Origin of the sequence: Leifsonia sp. 563, assembly GCF_040545055.1 — a bacterium.
Classification (GTDB): Bacteria; Actinomycetota; Actinomycetes; order Actinomycetales; family Microbacteriaceae; genus Leifsonia.
The window spans coordinates 52,180-77,783 of record NZ_JBEPLE010000006.1; the positions used below are offsets into that span (position 1 = coordinate 52,180).

General features: G+C 69.9%; 22 protein-coding genes. 21 read left to right on the plus strand and 1 reads right to left on the minus strand.

The genetic code is table 11. The features are described from left to right. Nucleotides 1-51: 51 nt before the first annotated feature. The 19 genes from rsmH to dnaE all read left to right on the plus strand — a co-directional run bounded on the left by rsmH (nucleotide 52) and on the right by dnaE (nucleotide 23,157). Entirely contained in the window at nucleotides 52-1,056 is a 1,005-nt protein-coding gene (gene rsmH / locus ABIC47_RS15720) for a 16S rRNA (cytosine(1402)-N(4))-methyltransferase RsmH (protein WP_089876311.1), read from the plus strand. Continuing rightward, nucleotides 1,053-1,724 carry a cell division protein FtsL gene (gene ftsL / locus ABIC47_RS15725; protein ID WP_018191372.1) on the plus strand — a complete coding sequence of 224 codons (672 nt, stop codon included), beginning with the start codon at nucleotides 1,053-1,055 and terminating at the stop codon, nucleotides 1,722-1,724. Before rsmH ends, ftsL begins: the two co-directional genes overlap by 4 nt. A 20-nt stretch (nucleotides 1,725-1,744) precedes the next feature. Continuing rightward, on the plus strand, nucleotides 1,745-3,487 hold the full coding sequence (locus ABIC47_RS15730; RefSeq protein ID WP_020077369.1) for a peptidoglycan D,D-transpeptidase FtsI family protein: 1,743 nt from the start codon (nucleotides 1,745-1,747) through the stop codon (nucleotides 3,485-3,487). Between the two features lie 27 nt (nucleotides 3,488-3,514). Further along, nucleotides 3,515-5,059 (plus strand): Mur ligase family protein, encoded by a 1,545-nt coding sequence (locus ABIC47_RS15735; protein WP_018191370.1) that lies wholly within the window; start codon nucleotides 3,515-3,517, stop codon nucleotides 5,057-5,059. After that, entirely contained in the window at nucleotides 5,060-6,499 is a 1,440-nt protein-coding gene (locus ABIC47_RS15740) for a UDP-N-acetylmuramoyl-tripeptide--D-alanyl-D-alanine ligase (protein WP_354481804.1), read from the plus strand. Beyond that, a complete protein-coding gene (gene mraY / locus ABIC47_RS15745) occupies nucleotides 6,496-7,611 on the plus strand; it encodes a phospho-N-acetylmuramoyl-pentapeptide-transferase (RefSeq protein WP_018191368.1) in 1,116 nt (371 codons plus the stop codon). Before ABIC47_RS15740 ends, mraY begins: the two co-directional genes overlap by 4 nt. Then, nucleotides 7,608-9,188 (plus strand): UDP-N-acetylmuramoyl-L-alanine--D-glutamate ligase, encoded by a 1,581-nt coding sequence (gene murD, locus ABIC47_RS15750; RefSeq protein WP_354481808.1) that lies wholly within the window; start codon nucleotides 7,608-7,610, stop codon nucleotides 9,186-9,188. Before mraY ends, murD begins: the two co-directional genes overlap by 4 nt. Then, the gene (gene ftsW / locus ABIC47_RS15755; RefSeq protein WP_354481810.1) at nucleotides 9,151-10,443 is read left to right on the plus strand and encodes a putative lipid II flippase FtsW; all 1,293 of its coding nucleotides are present in this window, start codon (nucleotides 9,151-9,153) and stop codon (nucleotides 10,441-10,443) included. The genes murD and ftsW overlap by 38 nt, the downstream gene beginning before the upstream one ends. Next, the gene (locus ABIC47_RS15760) at nucleotides 10,440-11,507 is read left to right on the plus strand and encodes a UDP-N-acetylglucosamine--N-acetylmuramyl-(pentapeptide) pyrophosphoryl-undecaprenol N-acetylglucosamine transferase (RefSeq protein ID WP_354481813.1); all 1,068 of its coding nucleotides are present in this window, start codon (nucleotides 10,440-10,442) and stop codon (nucleotides 11,505-11,507) included. The genes ftsW and ABIC47_RS15760 overlap by 4 nt, the downstream gene beginning before the upstream one ends. A gap of 95 nt (nucleotides 11,508-11,602) precedes the next feature. Further along, complete coding sequence (gene murC / locus ABIC47_RS15765; protein ID WP_354481816.1) at nucleotides 11,603-13,030, plus strand: UDP-N-acetylmuramate--L-alanine ligase; 1,428 nt, start codon at nucleotides 11,603-11,605, stop codon at nucleotides 13,028-13,030. An 11-nt stretch (nucleotides 13,031-13,041) separates the two neighbouring features. Next, nucleotides 13,042-14,064, plus strand: a complete 1,023-nt coding sequence (locus tag ABIC47_RS15770) for an FtsQ-type POTRA domain-containing protein (protein ID WP_018191363.1) — start codon at nucleotides 13,042-13,044, stop codon at nucleotides 14,062-14,064. 142 nt (nucleotides 14,065-14,206) lie between these two features. Next, a complete protein-coding gene (gene ftsZ / locus ABIC47_RS15775) occupies nucleotides 14,207-15,388 on the plus strand; it encodes a cell division protein FtsZ (protein ID WP_018191362.1) in 1,182 nt (393 codons plus the stop codon). After that, the gene (locus ABIC47_RS15780) at nucleotides 15,354-16,067 is read left to right on the plus strand and encodes a YggS family pyridoxal phosphate-dependent enzyme (RefSeq protein WP_354481818.1); all 714 of its coding nucleotides are present in this window, start codon (nucleotides 15,354-15,356) and stop codon (nucleotides 16,065-16,067) included. Before ftsZ ends, ABIC47_RS15780 begins: the two co-directional genes overlap by 35 nt. Before the next feature lie 64 nt (nucleotides 16,068-16,131). Further along, nucleotides 16,132-16,659 carry a cell division protein SepF gene (locus tag ABIC47_RS15785; protein WP_018191360.1) on the plus strand — a complete coding sequence of 176 codons (528 nt, stop codon included), beginning with the start codon at nucleotides 16,132-16,134 and terminating at the stop codon, nucleotides 16,657-16,659. A gap of 101 nt (nucleotides 16,660-16,760) precedes the next feature. Further along, nucleotides 16,761-17,057, plus strand: coding sequence for a YggT family protein (locus tag ABIC47_RS15790; RefSeq protein ID WP_018191359.1), 297 nt, complete (start codon nucleotides 16,761-16,763; stop codon nucleotides 17,055-17,057). Nucleotides 17,058-17,205: 148 nt separating this feature from the next. Next, nucleotides 17,206-18,030 carry a DivIVA domain-containing protein gene (locus tag ABIC47_RS15795; RefSeq protein WP_354481822.1) on the plus strand — a complete coding sequence of 275 codons (825 nt, stop codon included), beginning with the start codon at nucleotides 17,206-17,208 and terminating at the stop codon, nucleotides 18,028-18,030. Nucleotides 18,031-18,061: 31 nt separating this feature from the next. Next, nucleotides 18,062-18,685 carry a signal peptidase II gene (gene lspA, locus ABIC47_RS15800; protein WP_354481825.1) on the plus strand — a complete coding sequence of 208 codons (624 nt, stop codon included), beginning with the start codon at nucleotides 18,062-18,064 and terminating at the stop codon, nucleotides 18,683-18,685. Further along, nucleotides 18,686-19,606, plus strand: coding sequence for an RluA family pseudouridine synthase (locus ABIC47_RS15805; RefSeq protein ID WP_354481828.1), 921 nt, complete (start codon nucleotides 18,686-18,688; stop codon nucleotides 19,604-19,606). A 35-nt stretch (nucleotides 19,607-19,641) separates the two neighbouring features. Then, nucleotides 19,642-23,157 (plus strand): DNA polymerase III subunit alpha, encoded by a 3,516-nt coding sequence (gene dnaE, locus ABIC47_RS15810; protein WP_020077380.1) that lies wholly within the window; start codon nucleotides 19,642-19,644, stop codon nucleotides 23,155-23,157. 22 nt (nucleotides 23,158-23,179) lie between these two features. Here the strand turns inward: dnaE and ABIC47_RS15815 are convergent, their stop codons facing one another. Beyond that, nucleotides 23,180-23,710, minus strand: coding sequence for a flavin reductase family protein (locus tag ABIC47_RS15815; RefSeq protein WP_089876283.1), 531 nt, complete (start codon nucleotides 23,708-23,710; stop codon nucleotides 23,180-23,182). A 79-nt stretch (nucleotides 23,711-23,789) separates the two neighbouring features. Between ABIC47_RS15815 and hisD the strand changes: the two genes are divergently transcribed. Then, entirely contained in the window at nucleotides 23,790-25,100 is a 1,311-nt protein-coding gene (hisD, locus tag ABIC47_RS15820) for a histidinol dehydrogenase (protein WP_354481833.1), read from the plus strand. A gap of 16 nt (nucleotides 25,101-25,116) precedes the next feature. Continuing rightward, nucleotides 25,117-25,587 (plus strand): transcriptional regulator NrdR, encoded by a 471-nt coding sequence (nrdR, locus tag ABIC47_RS15825; RefSeq protein ID WP_018191352.1) that lies wholly within the window; start codon nucleotides 25,117-25,119, stop codon nucleotides 25,585-25,587. Nucleotides 25,588-25,604: the final 17 nt, after the last annotated feature.

Below are 25,604 nucleotides of genomic sequence, written 5' to 3' on the forward strand. Positions count from 1 at the left end.
GGAATGGATGGGGATCCGGGATCAGGGGCAGGCGACTCGTCCCGAACGACCATGACCGACTCCGACGACACCTCCCGCATCCATACTCCGGTCCTCCTGGAGCGCTGCATCGAGCTGCTCGGCCCCGCGCTGACGCGGCCCGGCGCCGTCTTCGTCGACGCCACGCTCGGGATGGGCGGCCACTCCGCCGGCATCCTCGAGCGCTTCCCGGACGTCACGCTGGTCGGGCTCGACCGCGACCCCGAGGCGCTGGCGATCGCGGGGGAGCGCCTGGAGCGTTTCGGTGACCGCGTGCACCTCGTCCACACGGTGTACGACGGCATCCGCGAGGCCATCGAGGGGCTCGGCTTCGAGGCGGTCGACGGCGTGCTGTTCGACCTCGGCGTCTCCTCCCTCCAGCTCGACCGGGTGGAGCGCGGCTTCTCCTATTCGAAGGACGCGCCGCTCGACATGCGGATGGACGGCACGAGCGAGCTCACCGCCGCGACGGTCCTGGCGGAGTACTCCGAGGCCGACCTGCGGCGCATCTTCCGCGAGTATGGCGAAGAGAAGCTTGCGGGCCGCTACGCCTCCCGGATCGTGGAGTCGCGCGAGCGCGAGCCTCTGGTGCGCTCCGGCCAGCTGGTCGACCTCATCATCAAGGCGACTCCGGTGGCCCTGCAGCGGCAGGGGCATCCCGCCAAGCGCGTCTTCCAGGCTCTGCGCATCGAGGTCAACCAGGAGCTGGCGGTGCTGCAGCGGGCGATCCCTGCGGCCATCGACTCCCTGTCGGTGGGCGGGCGCATCGTCGTGGAGGCGTATCAGTCGCTCGAGGACCGCATCGTGAAGCGCGAGCTGCAGGCCCGCTCCACGTCGAGCGCTCCGGCGGGACTGCCCGTCGAGCTCCCCGAGCACCGGCCGGAGCTGAAGCTCCTCATCCGCGGTGCGGAACTGGCCGACGACGACGAGAAGGCCGCCAACCCGAGGGCCACCCCGGTGCGCCTGCGGGCGGCCGAGCGGGTGCGCCCGGCGAGCGGCGCATCCCACAGCAAAGACGAGACGAGGAGGCGGTCGTGAGCGGCAATCTGGCAGAGGCGGCCCCGGTCACCGGGCGCAGACGTCCCGCGACACTGCGCCCCGCGGCGCTCTGGCGCGGCGGCGCCCTCCCCGCACCGGTGGAGGAGCCGAAGCGGACCCACCTCGAGGTCGTCCCGACCCGGTCCCAGCGACGTGCACGCCCTCGCGCCCTGTACGCGGGGATCGCGGTCGCCACGCTGCTCGCGGTCGTGGTGGCCCAGCTCCTCCTCAGCATCGGCATCTCGCAGGGCGCCTACCAGCTGCAGACGCTGGAGTCGAAGCAGACCGAGCTGCAGCGTTCGTACCAAGCGGTGTCGGAGGACCTCAACCGGGTCGCGTCGCCGCAGAATCTGGCCGCGAACGCCAACGCGCTCGGGATGGTCAGCAACAGCAACCCCGCCTACCTGCGCCTCTCCGACGGAGCGGTGCTGGGGGCGCCGCTGCCGGCGAGCGGGGCCGCTGGCACGGTCACCGGCACGCAGGGCAACCTCGTCCCGAACGCACTGCTCGCGGGCGTCTCGCTGGTGACGCAGCCGCAGCAGACGGCGAATCCGTCCCCAGCGGCGGGGCAGGCTGGGAATTCCACAACTTCGGGTGGGGCTACCGGATCCGGGGCCGCGCCGACCGTACCGTTGCAGGGAGCGTTGCCGACTCCGGTGACGCACTGACGACGGGACGGATGCGGGGCATGGTCAGCAAGAAGATGCTGCGGCGGCGGACCGCCATGACGGTCCTCGCCGTCGCAGCGACCGTCGGCATCCTCGGCGCCAAGCTGGTCGACATCCAGGTGGTCCGGGCGGATGCGCTGCAGAAGCAGTCGGTGACCGCCAAGGAGGTGTCGACGCCGCTGCTGGGCAACCGCGGCGACATCATCGACAGTGACGGCACGGTGCTGGCCACCACGATCTACACGTACACGGCTGCGGCCTCGCCGAAGGATGCGATCGCCGGCGGCCGGGCGAAGATGGTCGAGGCGGCCGCGAAGATCGGTGCGATCACCGGCCAGGGCGGCGATGCCGTCGTCGCGCTTCTCGACGCGGCGCTCAAAGAGAATCCGAAGTCGCAGTACGTCCTCATCAAGGCCGGTATGGATGTCGGGACGTTCGACAAGCTCGACAAGCTCCCGTACCCGTGGCTCACCTTCACCAAGAAGCAGGCCCGCAGCTACCCGAACGGCGCCGTCGCGGGCAACCTGCTCGGCTACCTCTCTCAGGGCGGCGACGCGGGGCTGGAGGCCAGCGAGAACGGCTGTCTGGCAGGGGAGAACGGCGAGGAGACCTACCAGCGCGGAGCCGACGGCGTCGCCATCCCGGGCAGCACCGTGGTGCAGAAGGAGGCGAAGGACGGCGGCACGCTCAAGCTGACGATCGACTCGGATCTCCAATGGTTCGCGCAGCAGACCCTCGCGCAGCAGGTCGCCGCGACAGGCTCCAAGTTCGGCTTCGTGACCGTGGCGGAGGCGAAGACGGGGAAGATCAAGGCGATCGCGCAGGTGCCGTCGCTCGACCCCAACAACATCGATGCGACGGACCCGTCGTTCTGGCGGCTCCAGCCGCTCACCGACCCGCGGGAGCCGGGCTCGACCTTCAAGGCCCTGACCGCCGCGATGCTCATCGACCAGGGCAAGGCGACGCCGACCTCGCAGGTGCTCGCCCCATACTCCTGGCAGTCCGGCAACGGAGCCGACCTGCACGACTCGGGATTCCACGCACCGCTCCGGCTCACGCTCACCGGCGTGCTCATGATGTCGTCGAACACCGGCATGTCGCAGCTGGGCCGCGCGCTCAGCGACCAGACGCGGTACGACTACCTGAAGAAGTTCGGGATCGGCGATCCGACCGGTCTGCCGTACCCCGACGAGTCCGCCGGCGAGCTCCACCCGGTCAAGGACTGGGACGACCAGACCAAGTACGCGACGATGTTCGGCCAGGGCGTCTCGGCGACCCAGCTGCAGATGGTCGGGGCGTACCAGGCGCTCGCCAACGGCGGCACCCGCATCCCGCTGTCCCTGGTCGAGGGATGCGAGCACCCGGACGGCTCGGTGACGGACATCCCGAACAGCAAGCCGACGCCGGTCGTATCCGCTCAGGCGGCGGCCACGACGCTCGGGATGATGGAGTCCGTCGTCACCGACGGCGAGCTGAAGAAGCAGCTCCAGATCCCCGGGTACCGCATCGCCGCGAAGACCGGAACGGCCCAGCAGCCGGACGGCAAGGGCGGGTACCTGCCGTCGTACTACGTGTCGGTCATGGGCGTCGCGCCGGTGGACGATCCGCAGTACGTCGTTTCGGTCAACCTCGGGTTCCCGACTACCATTACTTCGTCGGCAGCCGCCGCTCCGCTGTTCCACACGATCATGAGTCAGGTGCTGAAGACCTACCGGGTGAAGCCCTCCACGTCGAGCCCGGCGGACTATCCGCCCTACTACTAGAAACAGCGTCAACGGAAAGTGAGCCACGTGACAGGACCGGCGCCCTCTTCACTGCGCCCCGAGCATCCCGTCGCCCGCCCGCTCGCCCAGCTGGTAGCGGAGTTCGGGCTGGATTGCCGCGGCGACCTCGACGGGGTCGAGGTGACCGGTGCGGCTCTCGCGAGCTCCGCCGTCGAACCCGGTGACCTCTATGTCGGCGTACCCGGCCGCAACGCCCACGGCGCGACGTACGCGACCGCCGCGGCGGAGGCGGGAGCCGTCGCCGTGCTCACCGACGAGGAGGGTGCGGCCCTCGCGGCCGAGTCCGGCCTCCCGGTCATCGTCACGCCGGAGCCCCGGGCCGCGCTCGGCGCGGTCTCCGCCTGGATCTACCGCACCGACGAGAACTCGGCGACCCTGTTCGGCGTCACCGGCACCAACGGCAAGACCAGCGTCGTGTACCTGCTCAACGCCATCCTCGGACAGCTCGGAGTCGTCTCCGGCCTCAGCTCGACGGCGGAGCGCCGCATCGGCGACACGGCGATCACGAGCAAGCTGACCACGCCGGAGGCGAGCGAGCTGCACGCGCTGCTCGCCCGGATGCGCGAGGAGGGCGTCCGGGCCGTCGCCATCGAAGTGTCGGCGCAGGCGCTGACCCGCCACCGCGTCGACGGGATCGTGTTCGACGTCGTCGGCTTCACCAACCTCAGCCACGACCACCTCGACGACTACGCCGCGATGGACGACTACTTCGCCGCGAAGCTCGAGCTCTTCCAGCCCGACCGCGCCCGACGCGGCGTCGTCACGGTCGACTCCGACTGGGGCCGCGCCCTGGTCGAGCAGTCGCGCATCCCGGTCGCCACGCTCTCCAGCTCGCCGGGGGCCGACTCCGAGTGGCTGCTCACCGTGCTCGAGGAGACGCTCACCCGCACCTCGTTCGCCCTCGAAGGCCCGGACGGACGCCGGCTCGAGACCAGCATCCCGCTGCTCGGCGCGTACAACGCGGCGAACGCGGCGCTCGCCATCGTCATGCTGGTCGAGTCGGGGTACGACCTCGACGCGATCGGAGCTGCGCTGGAGCGCGACGGCGGGATCGACGCGTACATCCCGGGTCGCGCAGAGCGGCTGTCGGGCGATCGCGGCCCCGTCGTCTTCATCGACTACGGCCACAGCCCCGACGCGTTCCTCTCGACGCTGAGCGCACTCCGCAAGGTGACCGACGGCCGCATCGTCATGGTGTTCGGCGCCGACGGCGACCGCGACACCACGAAGCGCACCGACATGGGGGCCATCGCGGCCCGCGGGTCGGACGCCGTGGTCATCACCGACTTCCACCCGCGCTGGGAGGACCCGGCGAGCATCCGCGCCGCCCTCCTCGACGGAGCACGCAGCGCCGTCCCCGACCTCGAACTGTACGAAGTGCCCGACCCGCGCGCCGCGTTCCGCACCGCGCTGTCCCTGGCCGACGAGGGCGACGTCGTCCTGTACGCCGGTCCCGGCCACGAGGACTACCAGGAGGTCGCCGGACAGCGGCTGCCGTACTCGGCCCGCGACGACGTGCGCCTCGCGCTGCGAGAGGCCGGGTGGCTGTAGATGATCGCCCTCACCCTGGCCGAGATCGCCGAGGCCACCCGCGGCACCCTGCTGCTCGACGGCACCCATGTCTCCCCGGAGACGGTCGTCTCCGGACTGTCCACGACCGACTCGCGCGAGGTCGTCCCCGGCAGCATCTTCTTCGCGAAGCCGGGGGATGTGACCGACGGCCACCTCTTCGCCCCGCAGGCGGTCGAGGCGGGCGCCGCGCTCGTCGTCGTCGACCATCCACTCGAGCTGCCCGTCCCGCAGCTGCTGGTTGAGGACACCGTGGTCGCCCTCGGCGACCTCGCCACCGAGGTCATCGCCCGGGTCCGGGCGCTCGGACTGCTCAAGATCGTCGGCATCACCGGGTCCAACGGCAAGACCACGACCAAGAACCTGCTCCGCGCCGTGCTCGAGCAGGTCGGACAGACGATCGCGCCGCGCGCCTCCTTCAACAACGAGGTCGGCGCACCCGTGACCATGCTCCAGGTGACCGAGGAGACGCAGTTCCTCGTCGCCGAGATGGGCGCGAGCGGAATCGGCGAGATCGCCCGCCTGGTACGCATGGCGCGCCCGGACGTCGGAGTCGTCCTCAAGGTCGGCCTCGCGCACGCCGGCGAGTTCGGCGGCATCGAGAAGACCCTGCAGGCGAAGACCGAGATGGTCACCGACCTGCTGGAGTCCGACGTCGCCGTGCTGAACATGGACGATCCGCGCGTCGCCACGATGGCGGACAAGACGGTCGCCCGCGTGCTCTGGTTCGGCCTGGACGAGCGCGCCGACGTGCGCGCGACCGACGTCGTCTCCGACAGGAGGGGCACGTCGTTCACGCTCCACCTGCCGCCCCGGAACGGGGCCGACGGTCCTGGCTCCGAGGCGCAGTCGCGCCCGGTGCGGTTCCAGGTGCTCGGCGAGCACCACGTCATGAACGCCCTGGCCGCCGCCGCCTCCGCGTACGTGCTCGACGTCGACATCGACACCATCGTGTCCGCGCTCCAGACCGTGAAGACGGCGGAGCGCTGGCGGATGGAGGTCATGGGCGGCAGCGACGTGACGGTCATCAACGACGCCTACAACGCGAGCCCGGACTCGATGGCCGCAGCGATCAAGACCCTGGCGCAGATCGCCGAACCGGACGGCCGCACCATCGCCGTCCTCGGTGAGATGAGCGAGCTGGGGGAGTTCTCCGGCGAGGAGCACGACCGCATCGGCCTGCTCGCCGTCCGGCTCGGCATCGACCAGCTCGTGATCGTCGGACCGGCGGCGCGCCGGATGCACATCTCGGCCATCAACGAGGGCTCCTGGGACGGCGAATCCCTGTACTTCGACACGCAGGACGCCGCGTTCGAGCACCTCCGGGGCGCGCTGCGTCCCGGCGACACGGTGCTCGTGAAGTCCTCCAACTCGGCCGGACTGCGCTTCCTGGGCGACCGACTGGGAGAATCGTTCTCGTGAGAGCCCTGCTGACATCCGGTGCGCTGTCGATGGCGTTCACGCTCTTCCTGACCCCGCTCTTCATCCGGCTCTTCCGCCGGCTGCAGTGGGGACAGTTCATCCGCGACGACGGACCGCAGAGCCACCACGCCAAGCGCGGCACCGCGACCATGGGCGGCATCGTCGTCATCCTCGGCACCCTGTTCGGCTACTTCACGGCCCTCCTGCTGACGGGGGACGAGACGAGCGTCTCGGCGCTCCTCGTGCTGTTCCTCATGGTCGGCCTGGGCGTCGTCGGGTTCATCGACGACTTCCTGAAAACCCGGCGCGAGCGCAGCCTCGGTCTCACCGGCTGGGCAAAGGTGGCCGGCCAGGTCATCGTCGCCACCGTCTGGGCCTTCCTCGCGATCCGCTTCCCGAACGGCAACGGCTACACGCCTGCGACGATGACGGTGTCCTTCATCCGCGACCTGCCGGCGATCGACTTCGGCGAGATCACCCGGTACGGCGCCATCGGCGTGATCGTCGGCTACGGCCTCTACCTGATCTGGATCAACTTCCTGGTCGCGGCGACATCGAACGGCGTGAACGTCACGGACGGCCTCGACGGGCTCGCCTCCGGCGCGTCCATCCTCGCGATCGGCGCCTACATCATCATCGGGTTCTGGCAGTCGATCCAGTCGTGCGCGAGCATCAACCTGAACCCCGAGAACGTCGCGAAATGCTACGACGTGCGCGATCCGTTCGACCTCGCGATCGTCGCGACGGCGATCGTCGGCGCGGTCGTCGGCTTCCTCTGGTGGAACACCTCGCCCGCGCAGATCTTCCTCGGCGACACCGGTTCGCTGGCGCTCGGCGGCGCGGTCGCGGCCCTCGCCATCCTGAGCCGCACGGAGCTACTGCTCATCCTCATCGGCGGCATCTTCGTGATCGAGGCCGGGTCGGTGATCGTGCAGCGGGCGTACTTCAAGCTCACGCACGGCAAACGCATCTTCCTGATGAGCCCCATCCACCATCACTTCGAGCTGAAGGGGTGGGCGGAGGTAACGGTCGTCGTACGGTTCTGGATCATCGGCGGACTCCTCGTCGCCGCCGGCGTCGGGTCCTTCTACCTGGAGTGGCTGGCGACGTGACCGATTCCGACGACACCGCCCGCGCGGGCGACGCCCTGGCGGAGCGCCTGGCCGCTCTGACCAGCTGGCACCACGATTGGAGCGGCCTGCGGGTCGCCGTGTACGGCCTGGGCGTCACCGGCTTCTCGGTCGCGGACACCCTCGTCGAGCTGGGAGCCGACGTGCTGGTCGTCGCGGCGAAGGCCGACGACGAGCGGCGGATGCTGCTGGAGGTCATCGGCGCCGAGCTCCTCGAGGAGTCCGACCTCACCGCGCCGCCGGAGCGTCTCGTCGCGTTCGACCCTGAACTGGTCATCGCCTCGCCGGGCTTCCACTGGGATCACCCCCTCCTGCTCTGGGCGGAGCAGCGCGGCACGGCCGTGTGGGGCGACATCGAGCTCGCCTGGCGTCTGCGCGACAAGGTCGCACGTCCCGATGGCGCCGAAGGCCCCGCCGACTGGATCTGCGTCACCGGCACCAACGGCAAGACCACCACCGTGCAGCTCACCGCGACGATGATCCTCGCGGGAGGCAACCGCGTCGCACCGTGCGGCAACATCGGCGTCCCCGTCCTCGACGCCATCCGCGATCCCGAGGGATTCGACGTGCTCGTGGTCGAGCTCTCCAGCTACCAGCTGCACTGGGTCAACCGGAACGTCGGAGGCGAGCTGGCTCCGTTCTCGGCGGCGTGCCTCAACATCGCCGACGACCACCTCGACTGGCACGGCTCGCTCGAGGCGTACATCGCCGCCAAAGCGAAGGTGTACGACAACACCCGCGTCGCCTGCGTTTACAACAAGGCCGACGAGAACACCCTGCACATGGTGGAGGAGGCGGAGGTCACCGAGGGCGCACGCGCCATCGGCTTCGGCCTCGGCGTGCCCGGCCCGAGCGACTTCGGGATCGTGGACGGCATCCTCTGCGACCGCGCCTTCCTCGACGACCGAGCGAACGCGGCGCTCGAGCTGACCACTCTCGACGAGCTGCAGGAGGCCGGGCTCTCGGCACCGCACGTCGTCGCGAACATCCTCGCCGCCAGCGCGCTCGCGCGGTCGTATGGCGTGGCCCCACAGATCATCCGCGACGTGCTCACGGCCTTCCGGCTCGACGCGCACCGTATCGAGCTGGTGCGCGTCCAGGCCGGCGTGAACTGGGTGGACGACTCGAAGGCCACGAACCCGCATGCGGCCGACGCGTCCCTGCGTGCCTACCCCTCCGTGGTGTGGCTGGTCGGCGGCCTGCTCAAGGGTGTCGACGTGGATGCGCTGGTCGGCCGGCACGTCGGCCGCCTTCGCGGCGCTGTGCTCATCGGCGTCGACCGGGAGGCGCTCCTCGCCGCATTCCGGCGACACGCGCCGGACCTTCCGGTGCTGGAGGTCGTCGCCGACGAGACTGATGAGGTCATGCCGACGGCGGTTCGGCTGGCCGGTGGTCTCGCGCACGAAGGAGACACTGTGCTGCTCGCTCCGGCGGCGGCATCGATGGACCAGTTCGCCGACTACGCAGAACGAGGCCGCCGCTTCCAGTCGGCCGTGAACGAGTACTTGGGAGGTGAGGCGGATGACGAGTCCGCCCCGCGTCCCGACGCGCAGGACTGAGCGTCCGGGCGCCCGGCCTCAGCAGAGCGCTGCTCCGTCGGCCGCGTCCCGCCCCAGCGCCGCTGCACGCATCGGCGCGCTGACCACCCGCATCCAGCTGGGTCGGGGGATGACGTCCGAATCGGCCAACTACTTCCTCCTGCTCGGCATCACGCTGTTCATGGTCGTGTTCGGCCTCGTCATGGTGCTGTCCTCCTCCTCGGTGGAGGCGCACAACGACGACGACAACTTCTTCTCCCGCTTCTGGTCGCAGGGCGCGTACACGCTGGTCGGCCTGCCGCTGATGTTCCTCGTCTCGCGCATCCCACGTGGGTTCTGGAAGAAGACGATCTGGTTCTTCCTCGGCGCCGCCTGCTTCCTGCAGCTGCTCGTGCTGCTCACCCCGCTCGGCGTCGAGATCGGCGGCAACCGCAACTGGCTGCGCATCGGCTCGGTCACGGCCCAGCCGTCGGAGGCGATCAAGCTCGCGCTCGTCGTCTGGCTGGGCGTCGTCCTTGCGCGCAAACGGGATGTGCTCGACCAGTGGAAGCATGTCGCCGTCCCCGTCGTCCCCATCGCGGGAGGCGCGGTCGCGCTCGTGCTGCTCGGCGGCGACCTGGGCACGACCATGATCATGGCGGCGCTCATCCTCGGCGCCCTCTACTTCGCCGGCGTGCGCCTCCGCTACCTCCTCACCGGTGTCGTCGCCGTCGGCGCGCTCGCGGTCGTTGTCGCGCTGTCGAGCGCCAGCCGTGTCGGCCGCATCGCCGCCTACTTCGGCGGGACGAGCGTCGCGAACCCGGACGTGGACTGGCAGATCAAGAACGGCTTCTACGCGCTCGCCTCCGGCGGCGTCTTCGGGGTCGGACTCGGTAACTCGCACTCCAAGTGGTCGTGGCTGCCCGCCGCCGACACCGACTTCATCTTCGCGATCATCGGCGAGGAGCTCGGCCTCATCGGCGCGGTCGTCGTGCTCCTGCTCTTCGTGATGCTCGCGGTCGTCTTCCTGCGCATCATCCATGCGTCGACCGACCCGTTCGCGCGGGTGACGACGGCCGCCATCATGGTGTGGCTGATCGGCCAGGCGTTCGTCAACATCGCCGTGGTGCTGGGGGTGATCCCGGTGCTGGGCGTCCCGCTCCCACTGATCTCTGCGGGAGGGACTGCGATGATCAGTTCCATGATCGCCATCGGAATCGTGCTGTCGTTCGCCCGGCAGTCGCACCGTGACTCCCGGGCCGCCTCCGAGACCGGTTCGGCGGGCCCCCGGGCATGACGCGGTACCTTCTCGCCGGCGGGGGCACCGCCGGCCACGTGAACCCCCTGCTCGCCGTCGCCGACCGTCTGCGCCGTGACCAGCCGGATGCCGAGGTGCTGGTGCTCGGGACGAAGGAGGGGCTCGAGGCGCGTCTGGTCCCGCAGCGCGGCTACGAGCTCGCGACCATCCCGAAGCTCCCGTTCCCGCGCCGACCGAACGCGGCCGCTCTGCGCTTCCCTGGCGAGTACCGGCGCAGCATCTCGACCGTCCGCGGTCTGATCCGCGACCGCGGGATCGACGCCGTCGTCGGCTTCGGCGGCTACGCCGCGGCCCCGGCCTACTCGGCGGCCCGGCGCGAGGGTGTTCCGCTCGTCCTGCACGAGGCGAACGCGCGGCCGGGCCTCGCGAACCGGCTCGGCGCCCGGTACACGCCGTGGGTCGGCGTGGCGTTCGAGGGCACGCCGTTGCCGCATCCCACCTTCGTCGGGATGCCGTTGCGGGTGGAGATCGAGCAGCTGGATGCTGCCGCCGTCCGCCCACAGGCCGCGGCCGAGTTCGGGCTCGACCCCGAACGCCCGACGCTGCTCATCACAGGCGGCTCGCTCGGCGCGCGCCGCATCAACCAGACCGTCTTCGCACGCGCCGCCGAGCTGACGGCCGCCGGCTGGCAGGTGCTGCACATCCAGGGCGGGCGCGGCGAGCTGACGGACCCCGGCATCGAGCACTACCGGCTGCTCGACTACTGCGACCGCATGGATCTCGCCTTCGCGCTGACCGACGTCGCCGTCGCCCGCGCGGGCGCCGCGACGGTGTGCGAGTTCGCCGCGCTCGGCATCCCGGCGGTGTACGTCCCCTTCCCGATCGGCAACGGCGAGCAGCGGTTCAACGCGGCCGGGGTCGTCGAGGCGGGAGGCGGCGTGCTCGTCGACGATGCCGCCTTCACTCCGGACTGGGTGGACGGCGAGCTTCTTCCGCTGCTGTCCGACCGTGCCCGCGTGGCCGAGATGGCACGCCGGGCCGCGTCGGTCGGGGTCCGCGACGGCTCCGACCGCATGGTCGCCCTCATCCGCTCGGCCCTCTGACAGCTCCACTCCGGTGAGCCTCGGGCCGATCCGCAGGGTCGCCGCGTAGCCTCATACTGGATGGAGTCCCTCTCGCGTAACCGAAAGCTGTACCTGTGACGATCAAGCCCGACCTGACCCTCGCCCTCCCGGAGGAGCTCGGAAAGCTCCACTTCGTCGGCATCGGCGGTTCGGGGATGAGCGGCATCGCCCGCCTGTTCCTCGAGGCCGGCTACACCGTGACCGGATCGGATGTGCGGCACTCCGCGAACATCGACACCCTGCGGAACCTCGGCGCGACGATCGCCATCGGCCACGACGCCGCGAACGTCGGCGACGCGGACACGCTGGTCGTCACCGGCGCCCTCTGGCAGGACAACCCGGAGTACCAGCTGGCGCTCTCCAAAGGACTCCCGGTTCTGCACCGGTCGCAGGCCCTCGCTTGGCTGATCAACCGCTCGCGCCTGGTCGCCGTGGCCGGCGCGCACGGCAAGACGACCTCCACCGGCATGATCATCACCGGCCTGCTGGGCCTCGGCGAAGACCCGAGCTTCGTGAACGGCGGCGTCATCGCCTCCCTCGGCACGAGCTCGAAGACCGGCACCGGCGAGCTGTTCGTCGTCGAGGCGGACGAGTCGGACGGCTCGTTCCTGCTCTACGACACGGCCGTCGCTCTGATCACCAACGTCGACCCCGACCACCTCGACCACTACGGTTCGCTGGAGGCGTTCGAGGACGCCTTCGTGTCGTTCGCCCGCGAAGCGGACGAGTTCGTCGTGGTCTCGTCCGACGACGCGGGCGCCCTGCACGTGACCGGCCGGCTGCGCGAGCAGGCGCCGGACAAGCGGATCGTCACGTTCGGCGAGGCGGAGGACGCTGACGTCCGCGTCCACTCCATCGTGACCGACGGCCCCGTCTCGTTCTCTCTGCGCTACCAGGGCGAGGACTACTCCGCGCGGCTGCGCGTGCCCGGGCGGCACAACGCCATCAACGCCGGCGGCGCCTTCGCCGTGCTGACCGGCCTCGGGTTCGACGCGGCCGCATCCCTCGCCGCCATCGCCGAGTTCGGCGGCACCGAGCGCCGCTTCGAGCTGCACGGCACGGTGGGAGGCGTCAGCGTCTACGACGACTACGCGCACCACCCGACCGAGGTCGCCGCCGCGCTCTCCGCCGCCCGCACGGTGGTCGGAGACGGACGCATCATCGCCGTCCACCAGCCGCACCTGTACAGCCGGACGCGTCTGTTCGCGCAGGAGTTCGCCGAGACGCTCGAGCGCTACGCCGACGAGACCGTCGTGCTCGACGTGTACGGAGCCCGCGAAGACCCGGAGCCCGGAGTGACCGGAGCGCTCGTCGCCGACCGCTTCGAGCATCCCGAGCGGGTGGCCTTCATCGCCGACTGGCAGCAGGCCGCCGACCACACCGCTCAGATCGCCCGGGAGGGCGACTTCGTGATCACCCTCGGCTGCGGCGATGTGTACCGCATCGTGCCCCAGCTGCTCGACTCGCTGCGCCGGGAGCACCCGGACGCGCCCGGCGCTTAGCGGGCCGCTCGGTGAAGCGTCCCCAGGGTTTCGACCGGCAGGAGGTGCCGGCGTCCGCGCCCGCGCCACTCCGGCAGGAGCCGGAGGCGCGCGACGAGCAGCGGCGGGAGTCCGCGCCCGCGCGCGGCGTCGGCACGGTGACCGAGCCCATCCCGGTGATCGCCGACCCCTCAGCTGCGCAGCCCGTTGACGCCGAACCCACGCGTCCCGCCCGCGCCGACCGGCCGACGGACACCTCGCCGTACTCGCGGCTCCCCACGAACCGGGAGATCGACAAGGCGCTGCGAGCGGCTCGCCGGGAGCGCAAGCGGCTCGAGCGGGGCGAGGTGCGCCGCTTCACCAAGCGGTCGCGCCGCCGCCGCATCGCGTGGCTGGCCGCCGGCGCCGTCGTGGCGGGGCTCGTGCTCTCCGTCGCGCTCATCGCGTACTCCCCGCTGCTCGCGCTGAAGCACATCCAGGTGACCGGCACCTCCCGGCTGGATGCGAAGGCCGTCGAGAAGAAGCTCTCGGATCAGCTGGGCACGCCGCTGCCGCTGCTCGACCAGGCGGGCATCTCGAGCGACCTGGCCGCGTTCCCGCTCATCCGCAGCTACACGGTGGAGAGCCACCCGCCCGACTCGATCATCGTGCGCGTGGTGGAGCGGCAGCCGGTGGGCGTCATCCAGCAGGGAGCCGCGTACACGCTGGTGGACGCAGCGAAGGTGCCGATCTCGAGCAGCGAGAAGCGGCCGGACGGGTACCCCCTGATCGCGGCGAGCGGCGGGGCGGCCGACGTGGATGCCGACTCCGGCTTCGCGGCGGCGGCCAGCGTCCTGAGCGCCCTCCCGGCGGACGTGCTGGCGCAGGTCGACACCATCGCGGCCAAGACGAAGGACGACGTGAGCTTCACTCTGCGGGGCAACGGTGCGACCGTGGTCTGGGGGAGCGCGGAGGACTCGTCGCTCAAGGCGGCGGACCTGGGCGCCCTGCTGAAGAGCGCGCCGGGATCGTCGCGGTACGACGTCTCCTCGCCCCACAGCGTGACGACGGGATGACCGGGTTGGGCACGACTTTTCCGACACGCCTGACCGGATACCGGGGCGGCGGCCCGGCCCACCTAACGTCGGATCGAGAATTGCATACTCAGCAAGACTTTAAGCCTCAGCTAGAGGTTGAAGGTTCCAGTGGAGGCCGGACGTGACAGCACAACAGAACTACCTCGCCGTGATCAAGGTCGTCGGCATCGGCGGAGGCGGCGTCAACGCCGTCAACCGCATGATCGAGCTCGGCCTCCGCGGCGTCGAGTTCATCGCCATCAACACGGACGCCCAGGCGCTGCTGATGAGCGACGCCGACGTCAAGCTCGACGTCGGCCGTGAGATCACGCGCGGCCTCGGCGCCGGAGCGGACCCCGAGGTCGGCCGTCGCGCCGCCGAGGACCACGCGGAGGAGATCGAGGAGGCCCTCGCGGGCGCCGACATGGTCTTCGTCACCGCAGGTGAGGGCGGCGGCACCGGAACCGGTGGCGCACCCGTCGTCGCGCGCATCGCGAAGTCGATCGGCGCACTGACCATCGGTGTCGTCACCAAGCCGTTCTCCTTCGAAGGCAAGCGCCGCCAGCAGCAAGCCGAGGCCGGCGTGCAGCGCCTGAAGGAAGAGGTCGACACCCTCATCGTGGTGCCGAACGACCGGCTGCTGGAGATCAGCGACCGCGGCATCAGCATGCTGGAGGCGTTCTCCACCGCCGACCAGGTGCTCCTCGCCGGTGTCCAGGGCATCACCGACCTCATCACGACCCCCGGCCTCATCAACCTCGACTTCGCCGACGTCAAGTCGGTCATGCAGGGAGCCGGCTCCGCCCTCATGGGCATCGGCTCCTCCCGTGGCGCCGACCGGGCGATCAAGGCGGCGGAGCTGGCCGTCGCCTCCCCGCTGCTGGAGGCGTCCATCGACGGCGCCCACGGCGTCCTGCTCTCCATCCAGGGTGGATCGAACCTCGGCATCTTCGAGATCAACGACGCCGCCCGCCTGGTGCAGGAGGCGGTGCACCCGGAGGCGAACATCATCTTCGGCGCGGTCATCGACGACACCCTCGGCGACGAGGTGCGCGTGACCGTGATCGCGGCCGGATTCGACGGAGGCGAGCCGAGCACGCGGCCCGCCGCGGTGGATGCGCGCCGCGCCAGCTACATCGAGGCCGGTTCCGAGGAGTCCCAGGTGGCCTCCTCCGCCGAGGTCGAGGCCGGCGAGATCCCCGCGCCCGTGACGACCGACGCCTGGCAGACCGGCGAGAGCCCGGTCACCGAGGCCGCCCAGCAGAAGGACCCGGCGTTCGACGACGAGAATGACGACCTCGACATCCCCGACTTCCTCAAGTAGTCCGCTGGCCGAGCGGCTCGCCGCGGTCCGGGAGGGCGTCGCCGACGCCGCCCGGGCCGCCGGCCGTTCGCCCAACGAGCTGACGACGATCGCGGTGACCAAGTTCCACCCGGCCTCGCTCGTCCGCGAGCTGGCGGCCCTCGGCGTGCACGACGTGGGGGAGAACCGCCACCAGGAGGCGCAGGAGAAGGCGGCGGAGCTCGCCGACCTCGACCTCACGTGGCATTTCGTCGGCCAGCTGCAGAGCAAGAAGGCGCGGCAGGCGCGCCGCTACGCGTCCGTCATCCACTCGGTCGACCGGTTCTCGCTCGTCGACGCCCTCGCCGCGCGCGAGGGCGAAGGCGACCCGGATGTGGACGTGTTCGTCCAGCTGAACCTCACTGACGACCCCGCGCGCGGCGGTGTCGCCGACCGCGACCTCGAACCGCTGGTGGAGCACGTGCTCGCCGCGCCCGGGCTCAACCTGCTCGGGGTCATGGCCGTCGCCCCGCTCGGCGAGACGCCGGCCAGCGCCTTCGAGCGGGTCCGTGCCGCCTCCGACCGCGTCCGCACCCTCGCGCCGGAGGCCACGTCGATCTCCGCGGGGATGTCGCAGGACTACCGCGAAGCCATCGCGGCCGGCGCGACACACCTTCGGATCGGGACCGCCATTACCGGGAATCGGCCGGAGCTTCGTTAATCTCGAAAAGAAGAGTTCGAAGTGCGTGGCGAGGCGTCGACGCGCAGGTCTGTACGGAGGAACCATGGCCAACCCGCTGAAGAAGACGATGGTCTACCTGGGCCTCGCCGACGAGGAACTGGAGTTCGAGGAGCAGCCGCAGGAGCAGGCTCATCACCAGCCGCGCCGCGAAGCACCGGTCCACACCCCGGCCCCGTCGCCGGTCCAGGCCGTCCCCCACCCCGCTCCGGTCGCTCCCGCGGCCGGTCGCGCTCCGGTCACGCCGCTGCGCAAGTCGTCCACCGCACGGAATGCATCGGTACAGGAAATGAACGAGATCCTCACGGTCCACCCCCGCCAGTACCGCGACGCCCAGGCGATCGCCGAGTCGTTCCGGGAGGGCATCCCGGTCATCATCAACCTCTCGCAGATGAGCGAGGGCGACGCCCGCCGCCTCATCGACTTCGCCAGCGGCCTCTCGCAGGGCCTCTACGGCAAGATCGAGCGGGTCACCCCGAAGGTGTTCCTGCTGTCGCCCAGCCACGTCGTCGTCTCGGGCGAGCACGGCGGCCAGGACGCCGAGGTCGACGCCTCCTTCTTCGCCCAGGCCTGAACCTGCGGGCTCCGGCCCGTCGACGCTCGAAGCGCACCGCCTCCCTCTCGTCCATTGCGGACGCTCAGGGGACGCGGTGCGCTTTCGTCCATACTGGGTAGGTGTTTGTCGTCTCCCTCATCGCGACCGTCCTCTACTATGCGTTGCTGCTCTACTTCTTCGTTCTGTGGGCCCGGTTCGTGCTCGATCTGGTGCGCGTCTTCGCGCGCCAGTGGCGCCCGCGGGGCTTCGGGCTCGTGCTCGCCGAGTCGACGTACGTGGTGACCGATCCGCCCATCCGCTTCTTCCGCCGGATCATCCCGCGCGTCTCGATGGGCCCGGTGGCGATCGACTTCGGCTGGAGCCTCACCATGCTCGTGGTGATCATCGGCTTGTACGTGACCCTGGGATTCCGCTGAGCGTCGGTCCGCGGTTCGGGGGAAGGCCCGTTGTATCGTTGACGAGCCGACGCGCCGGACAGGCGCTGGAGTGCGCGACTCCCGCCCGCTTTGCTAGCGTTGGCTGAACGCGTTTCTGTTCCAATTTCACGATCTAAGGTGGCTTGCCATGGCGCTGACTCCGGAAGATGTAGTCAACAAGCGGTTCCAGCCGACGAAGTTCCGCGAGGGCTACGACCAGGACGAGGTCGACGACTTCCTCGATGAGGTCGTCGTCGAGCTGCGTCGCCTGAACCAGGAGAACGAAGAGCTCAAGCAGCGCCTCGTGGCGGCCGACTCGCGAATCGCCGAGCTGCAGCGCAGCGGCGGTCAGGGCGGTGCCGCCGCGGCGCCGCAGGCGGCCGACAACGCCGAGACCGAGCGCCTCCAGCGCGAGAACGAGGAGCTCAAGCAGCGCCTCGCCCAGGCCCAGCAGGAGGCCGCGCAGGCGAAGCAGCAGGCTGAGCAGCAGGCGCAGGCCGCTCCGGCCTACCAGGCGCCCGCGGACGACGCGAACGACCCCAACGCCACCAACAACCTGCTCCAGCTCGCCCGCCGTCTCCACGAGGAGCACGTGCGCGAGGGCGTCGAGAAGCGCGACCAGCTCATCGCCGAGGGTCACGCGACGGCAGCCCGGATCGTCGCAGAGGCCGAGTCGAAGCAGCGCGCGCAGATCAGCGCCCTCGACCAGGAGCGCACCGGCCTCGAGCGCCGTATCGACGAGCTGCGCACGTTCGAGCGCGACTACCGCAAGGGCCTCAAGAGCTACATCGAGGGCCAGCTCCGCGACCTCGACGCTCCCGTGCAGGGCGGCGGCGCCCAGCCCGGCGGTGCGTCCGGCAGCCGCTCAGCGGCTCCCGTGAGCGGCTCCGTCCCGGCGCCGGTCCCCGCGGGCGGCTCCGACGACTCCGGCCAGGGGCAGCAGCCCCCGGCGTTCCCCGGCTTTGGAGGCTAGTCCCTCCCGGTCCAAGGTCAGCATCAGGGCCTTGGCGGTCCTGGCGGTGGTCGCGCTGTGCGTGTACCTCGTCGATCAGATCGCCAAGGTCCTGGTCGTCTCGAACCTGTACGAGGGCCAGCAGATCGAGGTCCTGGGGCAGCTGCTCCAGTTCCATTTCGTCAAGAACGCCGGTGCGGCCTTCTCCATCGGCAGCGGCTCGACATGGATCTTCTCCATCGTCGGGGTCGGCGTCCTGGGCTTCGTCATCTGGTACGCCCCGCGCATCCGCTCCACCGCCTGGGCCGTGCTGTTCGGCCTCCTGCTGGGCGGCCTGCTCGGCAACCTGACCGACCGGCTGTTCCGCGAGCCGGGCTTCGGGGTCGGCCACGTGGTCGACTTCCTGCAGATCCCGCTGCTGCCGGCGATCTTCAACCTGGCGGACGTCGCCATCGTGTCGAGCATGGCGCTCTTCCTCATTCTCACCCTCCGTGGTGTCGGCCTCGACGGCCGCCACGCGCGCGACGAGGACGAGGATGAGGTGGATGCGGACGACGTGGATGCGGAGGCCGTGGATGCGGATGCTGAGGCCGCGGATGCAGCGTCCGCGGATGCAGCGGCCGTTGACACCGTTCGCCCCGCGCCCGAACCGCACGACGACAAACCGCAGGCCTAGATGGAGTCGCGCAGCTTCCCCGTCCCGGACGGCCTGGAGGGCTCGCGGGTCGATGCGGGCCTCGCCAAGCTGCTCGGCTTCTCCCGGAGCTTCGCCGCCGAGATCGCCGAGGCTGGCGGTGTCACCGTCGACGGCCGCGAGGCGGGCAAGTCCGACCGCCTCTCCGCCGGCTCCTGGCTCGAGGTCTCGTGGCAGCCGAAGTCCGACGTCGAGATCGTGCCGATCGCGGTCCCCGAGCTGACGATCGTCCATGATGACGACGACATCGTGGTCATCGACAAGCCCGTCGGCGTCGCTGCGCATCCCTCCGTCGGCTGGGAGGGCCCGACCGTGCTCGGTGCCCTGGCCGCCGCGGGTTTCCGCATCTCCACCTCCGGCGCCGCCGAGCGCGCGGGCATCGTCCACCGGCTCGACGCGGGCACCAGCGGGCTCATGGTCGTGGCCAAGTCGGAGCGCGCGTACACGGTGCTCAAGCGCGCCTTCCACGACCGCACGGTCGAGAAGATCTACCACGCGGTCGTCCAGGGTCACCCCGACCCGCTGACCGGAACCATCGACGCCCCGATCGGCCGGCATCCCCGATCCGACTGGAAGTTCGCGGTCGTCGCCGGCGGCAAGCCGTCCGTGACGCACTACGAGACCATCGAGGCGTTCCCCTCCGCCAGCCTGCTGGAGATCCACCTGGAGACCGGGCGCACGCACCAGATCCGCGTCCACATGGCCGCTCAGCGGCACCCGTGCGTGGGGGATGCGATGTACGGCGCCGACCCCGTCCTCAGCGCGAAGCTCGGCCTCACCCGGCAGTGGCTGCACGCGGTGCAGCTTTCCTTCGACCACCCGGCGACGGGGGAGTGGGTCACCTTCACGACGACGTATCCCGCCGACCTGCAGCACGCTCTGGACGTCCTCCGAGAGTCGTAGGGCCGACGTCGGAGGACGGCCTTAGGCTTAGATCGATGTCCGACTCCTTCGTCCACCTCCACGTCCACAGCGAGTACTCGATGCTCGACGGGGCGGCGCGTGTCAAACCCCTGGTGGAGTCCGCGGCCGCCCAGGGAATGCCCGGCGTCGCGATCACCGACCACGGCAACATGTTCGGTGCGTTCGACTTCTGGCGCACGGCGACCGACGCCGGCATCAAGCCGATCATCGGCACGGAGGCCTACCTCACCCCGGGCACGCACCGTTCCGACAAGACCCGTATCCGGTGGGGCGACGGCGGCGGCGACGACGTCTCCGGATCGGGCGCGTACACGCACATGACGCTCTTGGCGGCGACGACAGAGGGGATGCACAACCTCTTCCGGCTGTCTTCGTACGCCTCGATGGAGGGCTACTACTTCAAGCCGCGCATGGACCGCGAGCTGCTGAGCAAGTACTCCAAGGGCATCATCGCGACGACCGGCTGCCCGTCCGGCGAGGTGCAGACCCGCCTGCGGCTGGGGCAGTACGAGGCGGCACGGGCCGCGGCGGCCGACTACCGCGACATCTTCGGCAAGGAGAACTTCTTCGCCGAGATCATGGACCACGGCCTCGGCATCGAGCGCCGGATCATGTCCGACCTCATCCGGCTGGCGAAAGACCTCGGCCTCCCGCTCGTCGCGACCAACGACCTCCACTACACGCACGCGGAGGACGCCAAGAGTCACGCGGCGCTGCTGTGCGTGCAGTCCGGCTCGACCCTCGACGACCCGAACCGCTTCAAGTTCGACGCCGACGAGTTCTACCTGAAGACCCCGGAGCAGATGCGGCAGCTGTTCCGCGACTACCCGGACGCCTGCGACAACACGCTCGCGATCGCCGAGCGCTGCGACGTGAAGTTCGACACCGCCGCCAACTACATGCCGCGCTTCCCAGTGCCCGAGGGCGAGACCGAGCAGACCTGGTTCGTCAAGGAGGTCGAGAAGGGCCTCGAGCAGCGCTACCCGAACGGCATCACGCCCGAGGTGCGCAAGCAGGCGGACTACGAGATCGGCGTGATCTCGCAGATGGGCTTCCCGGGCTACTTCCTCGTCGTCGCCGACTTCATCAACTGGTCGAAGCGCAACGGCATCCGCGTCGGCCCCGGCCGTGGTTCCGGCGCCGGCTCGATGGCCGCCTATGCGATGCGGATCACCGACCTCGACCCGCTGCAGCACGGCCTCATCTTCGAGCGCTTCCTCAACCCCGACCGCGTCTCCATGCCCGACTTCGACGTCGACTTCGACGACCGTCGCCGCGGCGAGGTCATCAAGTACGTGACCGAGAAGTACGGCTCGGAGCGCGTCGCCCAGATCGTCACCTACGGCACGATCAAGGCCAAGCAGGCGCTCAAGGACTCGGGCCGCGTCCTCGGCTTCCCCTTCTCGATGGGCGAGAAGCTCACGAAGGCGATGCCACCGCCCGTCATGGGCAAGGACATCCCGCTGACCGGGATCTTCGACAAGAACCACCCGCGCTACAAGGAGGCCGTCGACATCCGGGCGGTCGTCGAGACCGACCCCGAGGCGAAGACCGTCTTCGACACGGCGCTCGGGCTCGAGAACCTGAAGCGCCAGTGGGGTGTGCACGCCGCCGGTGTGATCATGTCATCCGACCCGCTGATCGACGTCATCCCGATCATGAAGCGGGAGCAGGACGGCCAGATCGTCACGCAGTTCGACTATCCGGCCTGCGAGTCGCTCGGCCTGATCAAGATGGACTTCCTGGGGCTCCGCAACCTCACCATCATCAACGACGCCCTCGACAACATCCGCGACAACCGCGGAGAAGAGCTGGTGCTCGAAGACCTGGAGCTCGACGACCGGCCCGCCTACGAACTGCTGTCGCGCGGTGACACGCTGGGCGTGTTCCAGCTCGACGGCGGCCCGATGCGGTCCCTCCTGCGGCTGATGAAGCCGGACAACTTCGAGGACATCTCGGCACTCATCGCGCTGTACCGCCCGGGCCCGATGGGCGCGAACTCGCACACCAACTACGCGCTCCGCAAGAACGGGCAGCAGGCGATCACGCCCATCCACCCGGAGCTCGCCGAGCCGCTCGCCGACATCCTCTCGACGAGCTACGGCCTCATCATCTACCAGGAGCAGGTGATGGCGATCGCGCAGAAGGTCGCCGGCTTCTCGCTCGGTCAAGCAGACATCCTGCGCCGCGCGATGGGCAAGAAGAAGAAGTCGGAGCTGGACAAGCAGTTCGAGGGCTTCTCGCAAGGCATGCAGGCCAACGGCTACTCGATGGACGCCGTCAACAAGCTCTGGGAGATCCTGCTCCCGTTCTCCGACTACGCGTTCAACAAAGCGCACTCGGCGGCCTACGGGGTCATCTCGTACTGGACGGCGTACCTCAAGGCGCACTACCCGGCGGAGTACATGGCCGCGCTGCTCACCAGCGTCGGCGACTCCAAGGACAAGATGGCGCTGTACCTCAACGAGTGCCGCCGCATGGGCATCAAAGTGCTCCCGCCGGACGTCAACGAGTCCAACCTCTACTTCGCCGCCGTCGGCGAGGACATCCGCTTCGGCATGGGAGCCGTCCGCAACGTGGGCGCCAACGTCGTCGAGGGCGTCCGCGAGGCGCGCGAGAGCAAGGGCCGCTTCGAGTCGTTCCACGACTTCCTGAACAAGGTGCCCATCCACGCCGCGAACAAGCGCACGGTGGAGTCGCTGATCAAGGCGGGCGCGTTCGACTCGCTCGGCCACACCCGCCGTGCGCTCGTCGAGGTGCACGAGGATGCGGTCGAATCGGCCGTGAAGATCAAGCGCAACGAGGCCAACGGCGACGTCGGGTTCGACTTCGACAGCCTCTGGGGCGAGGACGAGGTGTCGCAGACGCAGCACCACATCCCGCAGCGGCCGGAGTGGGCGAAGCGCGACAAGCTGGCGTTCGAGCGCGAGATGCTCGGGCTGTACGTCTCCGACCATCCCCTCGCCGGCCTCGAACTGCAGCTGGCGAAGCTCGCCAGCACGGGGATCGCCGAGCTCGTGGCGTCGGAGAACATCCAGGACGGCGAGACGGTGACGATCGCGGGCCTCGTGACGAGCGTGCAGCACCGCGTGGCGAAGGCGTCGGGCAATCAGTACGGCATGATCCAGGTCGAGGACTTCGGCGGCGAGCTGACCGTGATGTTCATGGGCAAGGCGTATCAGGAGTACTCGGCGCAACTGCAGGGAGACGCGATCGTCGTCGTCCGCGGCCGGGTGAGCCTGCGCGACGACGGGATGAACCTGCACGCGTTCTCGCTGATGACCCCCGACCTCGGGCAGGCGAACGACTCCGGTCCGCTCGTCATCACGATGCCCGACCAGCGGGCGACGACCGACACGGTCATGTCGTTGAGCGAGGTGCTCGCACGGCATCCGGGCGAGAGCGAGGTGCGTCTCCGGTTGGTGAAGGGGCAGGTCGCGCGCGTGTTCGAGGTGCCGAAGCCGGTGACGGTGAGCGCCGATCTCTACGGCGAGCTGAAGGGCCTGCTGGGCCCGCACTGCCTGGTCTGACCGGGGTCCGGAGGGCGCCGGGTCAGACCGGGGTGCCGGGACGCCAGTAGGTGCGCTCGTGGTAGACGAGCGGCGCGTCGTCCTCGCCGAGTCCGCCCTGCTCGATCTGCACGACGACGACGGCGCTCTGGTGCACCTGCACGCGCTCGACGATCCGTCCGATCATCCACGCCGTCGTGTCCTTGATCACCGGCAGGCCGTGCGGGCCGCGGTACCAGTGGTCGCCGAGGAACCGCTGGCTGTTGTCGCCGGACAGCGTCTGGGCGACCTCGCGGTTGCGCACACCGAGGGTGTGGATCACGACGCGATCGGTCTCCGCGATCGCCGGCCAGCTGGAGGCCGACAGCGCCATGTTGAACGTCGCGAGCGGCGGGACGGCGGCGAGTGAGGCGAGCGAGGTCGCGGTGAACCCGACGGGCGTGCCGTCCTCGCGCTGGGCCGTGATGATGGCCACCCCGGCCGCGTGCCGCCGGAACGTCTGCCGGAAGGCCGCGAGGTCGGGGGTCGCGTCGGCGATGGCGCCGTCGGTGGGGTCGGGGGATGCGCTGTTCATACTGTTGGATACAAGCCCGAATCTGTGTGGACCATTCCGCGGGGGAGGGACTCGCCCGAGCGGATAAGGTGGATGGGCCATGATCCAGACCATCGACCTCCGCGGTGTCCAGCCTACTCGCGCCGCCTTCCAGCGACTCGTGCCCCGTCCCGTCGTGGACGTGCAGGTGGCGATGTCGGTCGCCTCCGAGCTGATCGACGACGTGCGCCATCGCGGCGTCGCCGCCCTCACCGAGCAGGCCGAGCGATTCGATGGCGCGGCTCCGGCCTCGGTCCGCGTTCCGCAGGCCGAGATCGATGCGGCCGTCGAGGCGCTTCCCGCCGACGTCCGCGAGGCGCTGGAGGAGGCGATCGCCCGCGTACGCGAGGCGACCGCCGCGCAGGTCCCGCCGCCGACCGAGACCGTCATCCGCCCGGGCGCCTCCATCGTGCAGCGCTGGGAGCCGGTCGAGCGTGCCGGACTCTACGTGCCGGGCGGAAAGGCCGTGTACCCGTCGAGCGTGGTCATGAACGCCGTGCCGGCGCAGATCGCCGGCGTCGCGTCCGTCGCCCTCGCGAGCCCTCCGCAGCGCGAGTTCGGGGGAGCGGTCCACCCCGTCATCCTCGGAGCGGCGGGCCTTCTCGGCATCGACGAGGTGTACGCGATGGGAGGCGCGGGTGCGATCGGCGCGCTGGCGTACGGAGTCGAAGAGCTCGGGCTCGACCCGGTCCAGGTCATCACCGGCCCGGGCAACATCTACGTCGCCGCCGCGAAGCGCGTGGTGCGCGGTCAGGCGGGCATCGACTCCGAGGCCGGAACCACCGAGATCCTCGTGATCGCCGACGACTCGGCGGACCCCGCCTATGTCGCGGCAGATCTCGTGTCGCAGGCCGAGCACGACGAGGCGGCCGCATCCCTGCTGGTCACCGACAGCCCGGCGTTCGCCGAGCGGGTGGTGGCCGAGTTGGATGCGCTGGCCGGCGCCACCAAGCACAGCGAGCGGGTGCGCACCGCGCTGGGCGGCCCGCAGTCCGCGATCGTACTCGTGGACGACCTGGCCGCTGCGGCCGCGTTCAGCAACGCCTACGGCCCGGAGCACCTCGAACTGCAGACGGCCGACCCGCAGGAGCTCCTCGGCTCCATCCGCAACGCCGGCGCCATCTTCCTCGGGCCGACGTCACCGGTGAGCCTCGGCGACTACCTGGCGGGGTCGAACCATGTGCTGCCGACGGGCGGTCAGGCGCGGTTCTCGTCCGGCCTCGGCGCGTACTCCTTCCTTCGGCCGCAGCAGGTCGTGCAGTACGACCGCGAAGCTCTGCACGAGGTCGCCGACCGGATCGTCGCCCTGTCGACGGCGGAAGACCTGCCCGCGCACGGCGAAGCGGTCACCCAGCGGTTCCGCACCCGCTGAGCGATAGAATTCCTCCATGTTCTGCCCCTTCTGCCGTCACCCGGACTCCCGCGTCATCGACTCTCGGACGAGCGACGACGGGCTGTCCATCCGCCGCCGCCGGCAGTGCCCGGAGTGCGGCCGTCGTTTCTCGACGACGGAGACGGCGAGCCTCAGCGTGATCAAGCGCAGCGGAGTGGCGGAGCCGTTCAGCCGCGAGAAGATCGTGCTCGGCGTCCGCAAGGCCTGCCAGGGCCGGCCGGTGACCGACTCCGATCTCGCCGTCCTGGCGCAGAAGGTGGAAGAGACCATCCGCTCGACGGGCGCCTCGCAGATCGAGGCCAACGACATCGGCCTGGCGATCCTGCCGGAGCTGCGCGAGCTCGACGAGGTGGCGTACCTGCGCTTCGCGAGCGTCTACCAGGGCTTCGACTCACTCGACGACTTCGAGGAGGCCATCCGCTCGCTGCGGCTGGCGCACCACGCGGAGCCGGTGCAGGTCGACTAGCCAGGTATTCTCTTACC

Bases quoted from the DNA above. Each gene is read 5' to 3' on its own strand.
- rsmH (WP_089876311.1), top strand. From the start codon at position 52: ATGACCGACTCCGACGACACCTCCCGCATCCATACTCCGGTCCTCCTG.
- ABIC47_RS15730 (WP_020077369.1), top strand. From the start codon at position 1,745: ATGGTCAGCAAGAAGATGCTGCGGCGGCGGACCGCCATGACGGTCCTC.
- ABIC47_RS15740 (WP_354481804.1), top strand. From the start codon at position 5,060: ATGATCGCCCTCACCCTGGCCGAGATCGCCGAGGCCACCCGCGGCACC.
- ftsW (WP_354481810.1), top strand. From the start codon at position 9,151: ATGACGAGTCCGCCCCGCGTCCCGACGCGCAGGACTGAGCGTCCGGGC.
- ABIC47_RS15760 (WP_354481813.1), top strand. From the start codon at position 10,440: ATGACGCGGTACCTTCTCGCCGGCGGGGGCACCGCCGGCCACGTGAAC.
- ABIC47_RS15780 (WP_354481818.1), top strand. From the start codon at position 15,354: ATGACGACCTCGACATCCCCGACTTCCTCAAGTAGTCCGCTGGCCGAG.
- ABIC47_RS15785 (WP_018191360.1), top strand. From the start codon at position 16,132: ATGGCCAACCCGCTGAAGAAGACGATGGTCTACCTGGGCCTCGCCGAC.
- ABIC47_RS15795 (WP_354481822.1), top strand. From the start codon at position 17,206: ATGGCGCTGACTCCGGAAGATGTAGTCAACAAGCGGTTCCAGCCGACG.
- ABIC47_RS15805 (WP_354481828.1), top strand. From the start codon at position 18,686: ATGGAGTCGCGCAGCTTCCCCGTCCCGGACGGCCTGGAGGGCTCGCGG.
- dnaE (WP_020077380.1), top strand. From the start codon at position 19,642: ATGTCCGACTCCTTCGTCCACCTCCACGTCCACAGCGAGTACTCGATG.
- ABIC47_RS15815 (WP_089876283.1), bottom strand. From the start codon at position 23,710: ATGAACAGCGCATCCCCCGACCCCACCGACGGCGCCATCGCCGACGCG.
- hisD (WP_354481833.1), top strand. From the start codon at position 23,790: ATGATCCAGACCATCGACCTCCGCGGTGTCCAGCCTACTCGCGCCGCC.
- nrdR (WP_018191352.1), top strand. From the start codon at position 25,117: ATGTTCTGCCCCTTCTGCCGTCACCCGGACTCCCGCGTCATCGACTCT.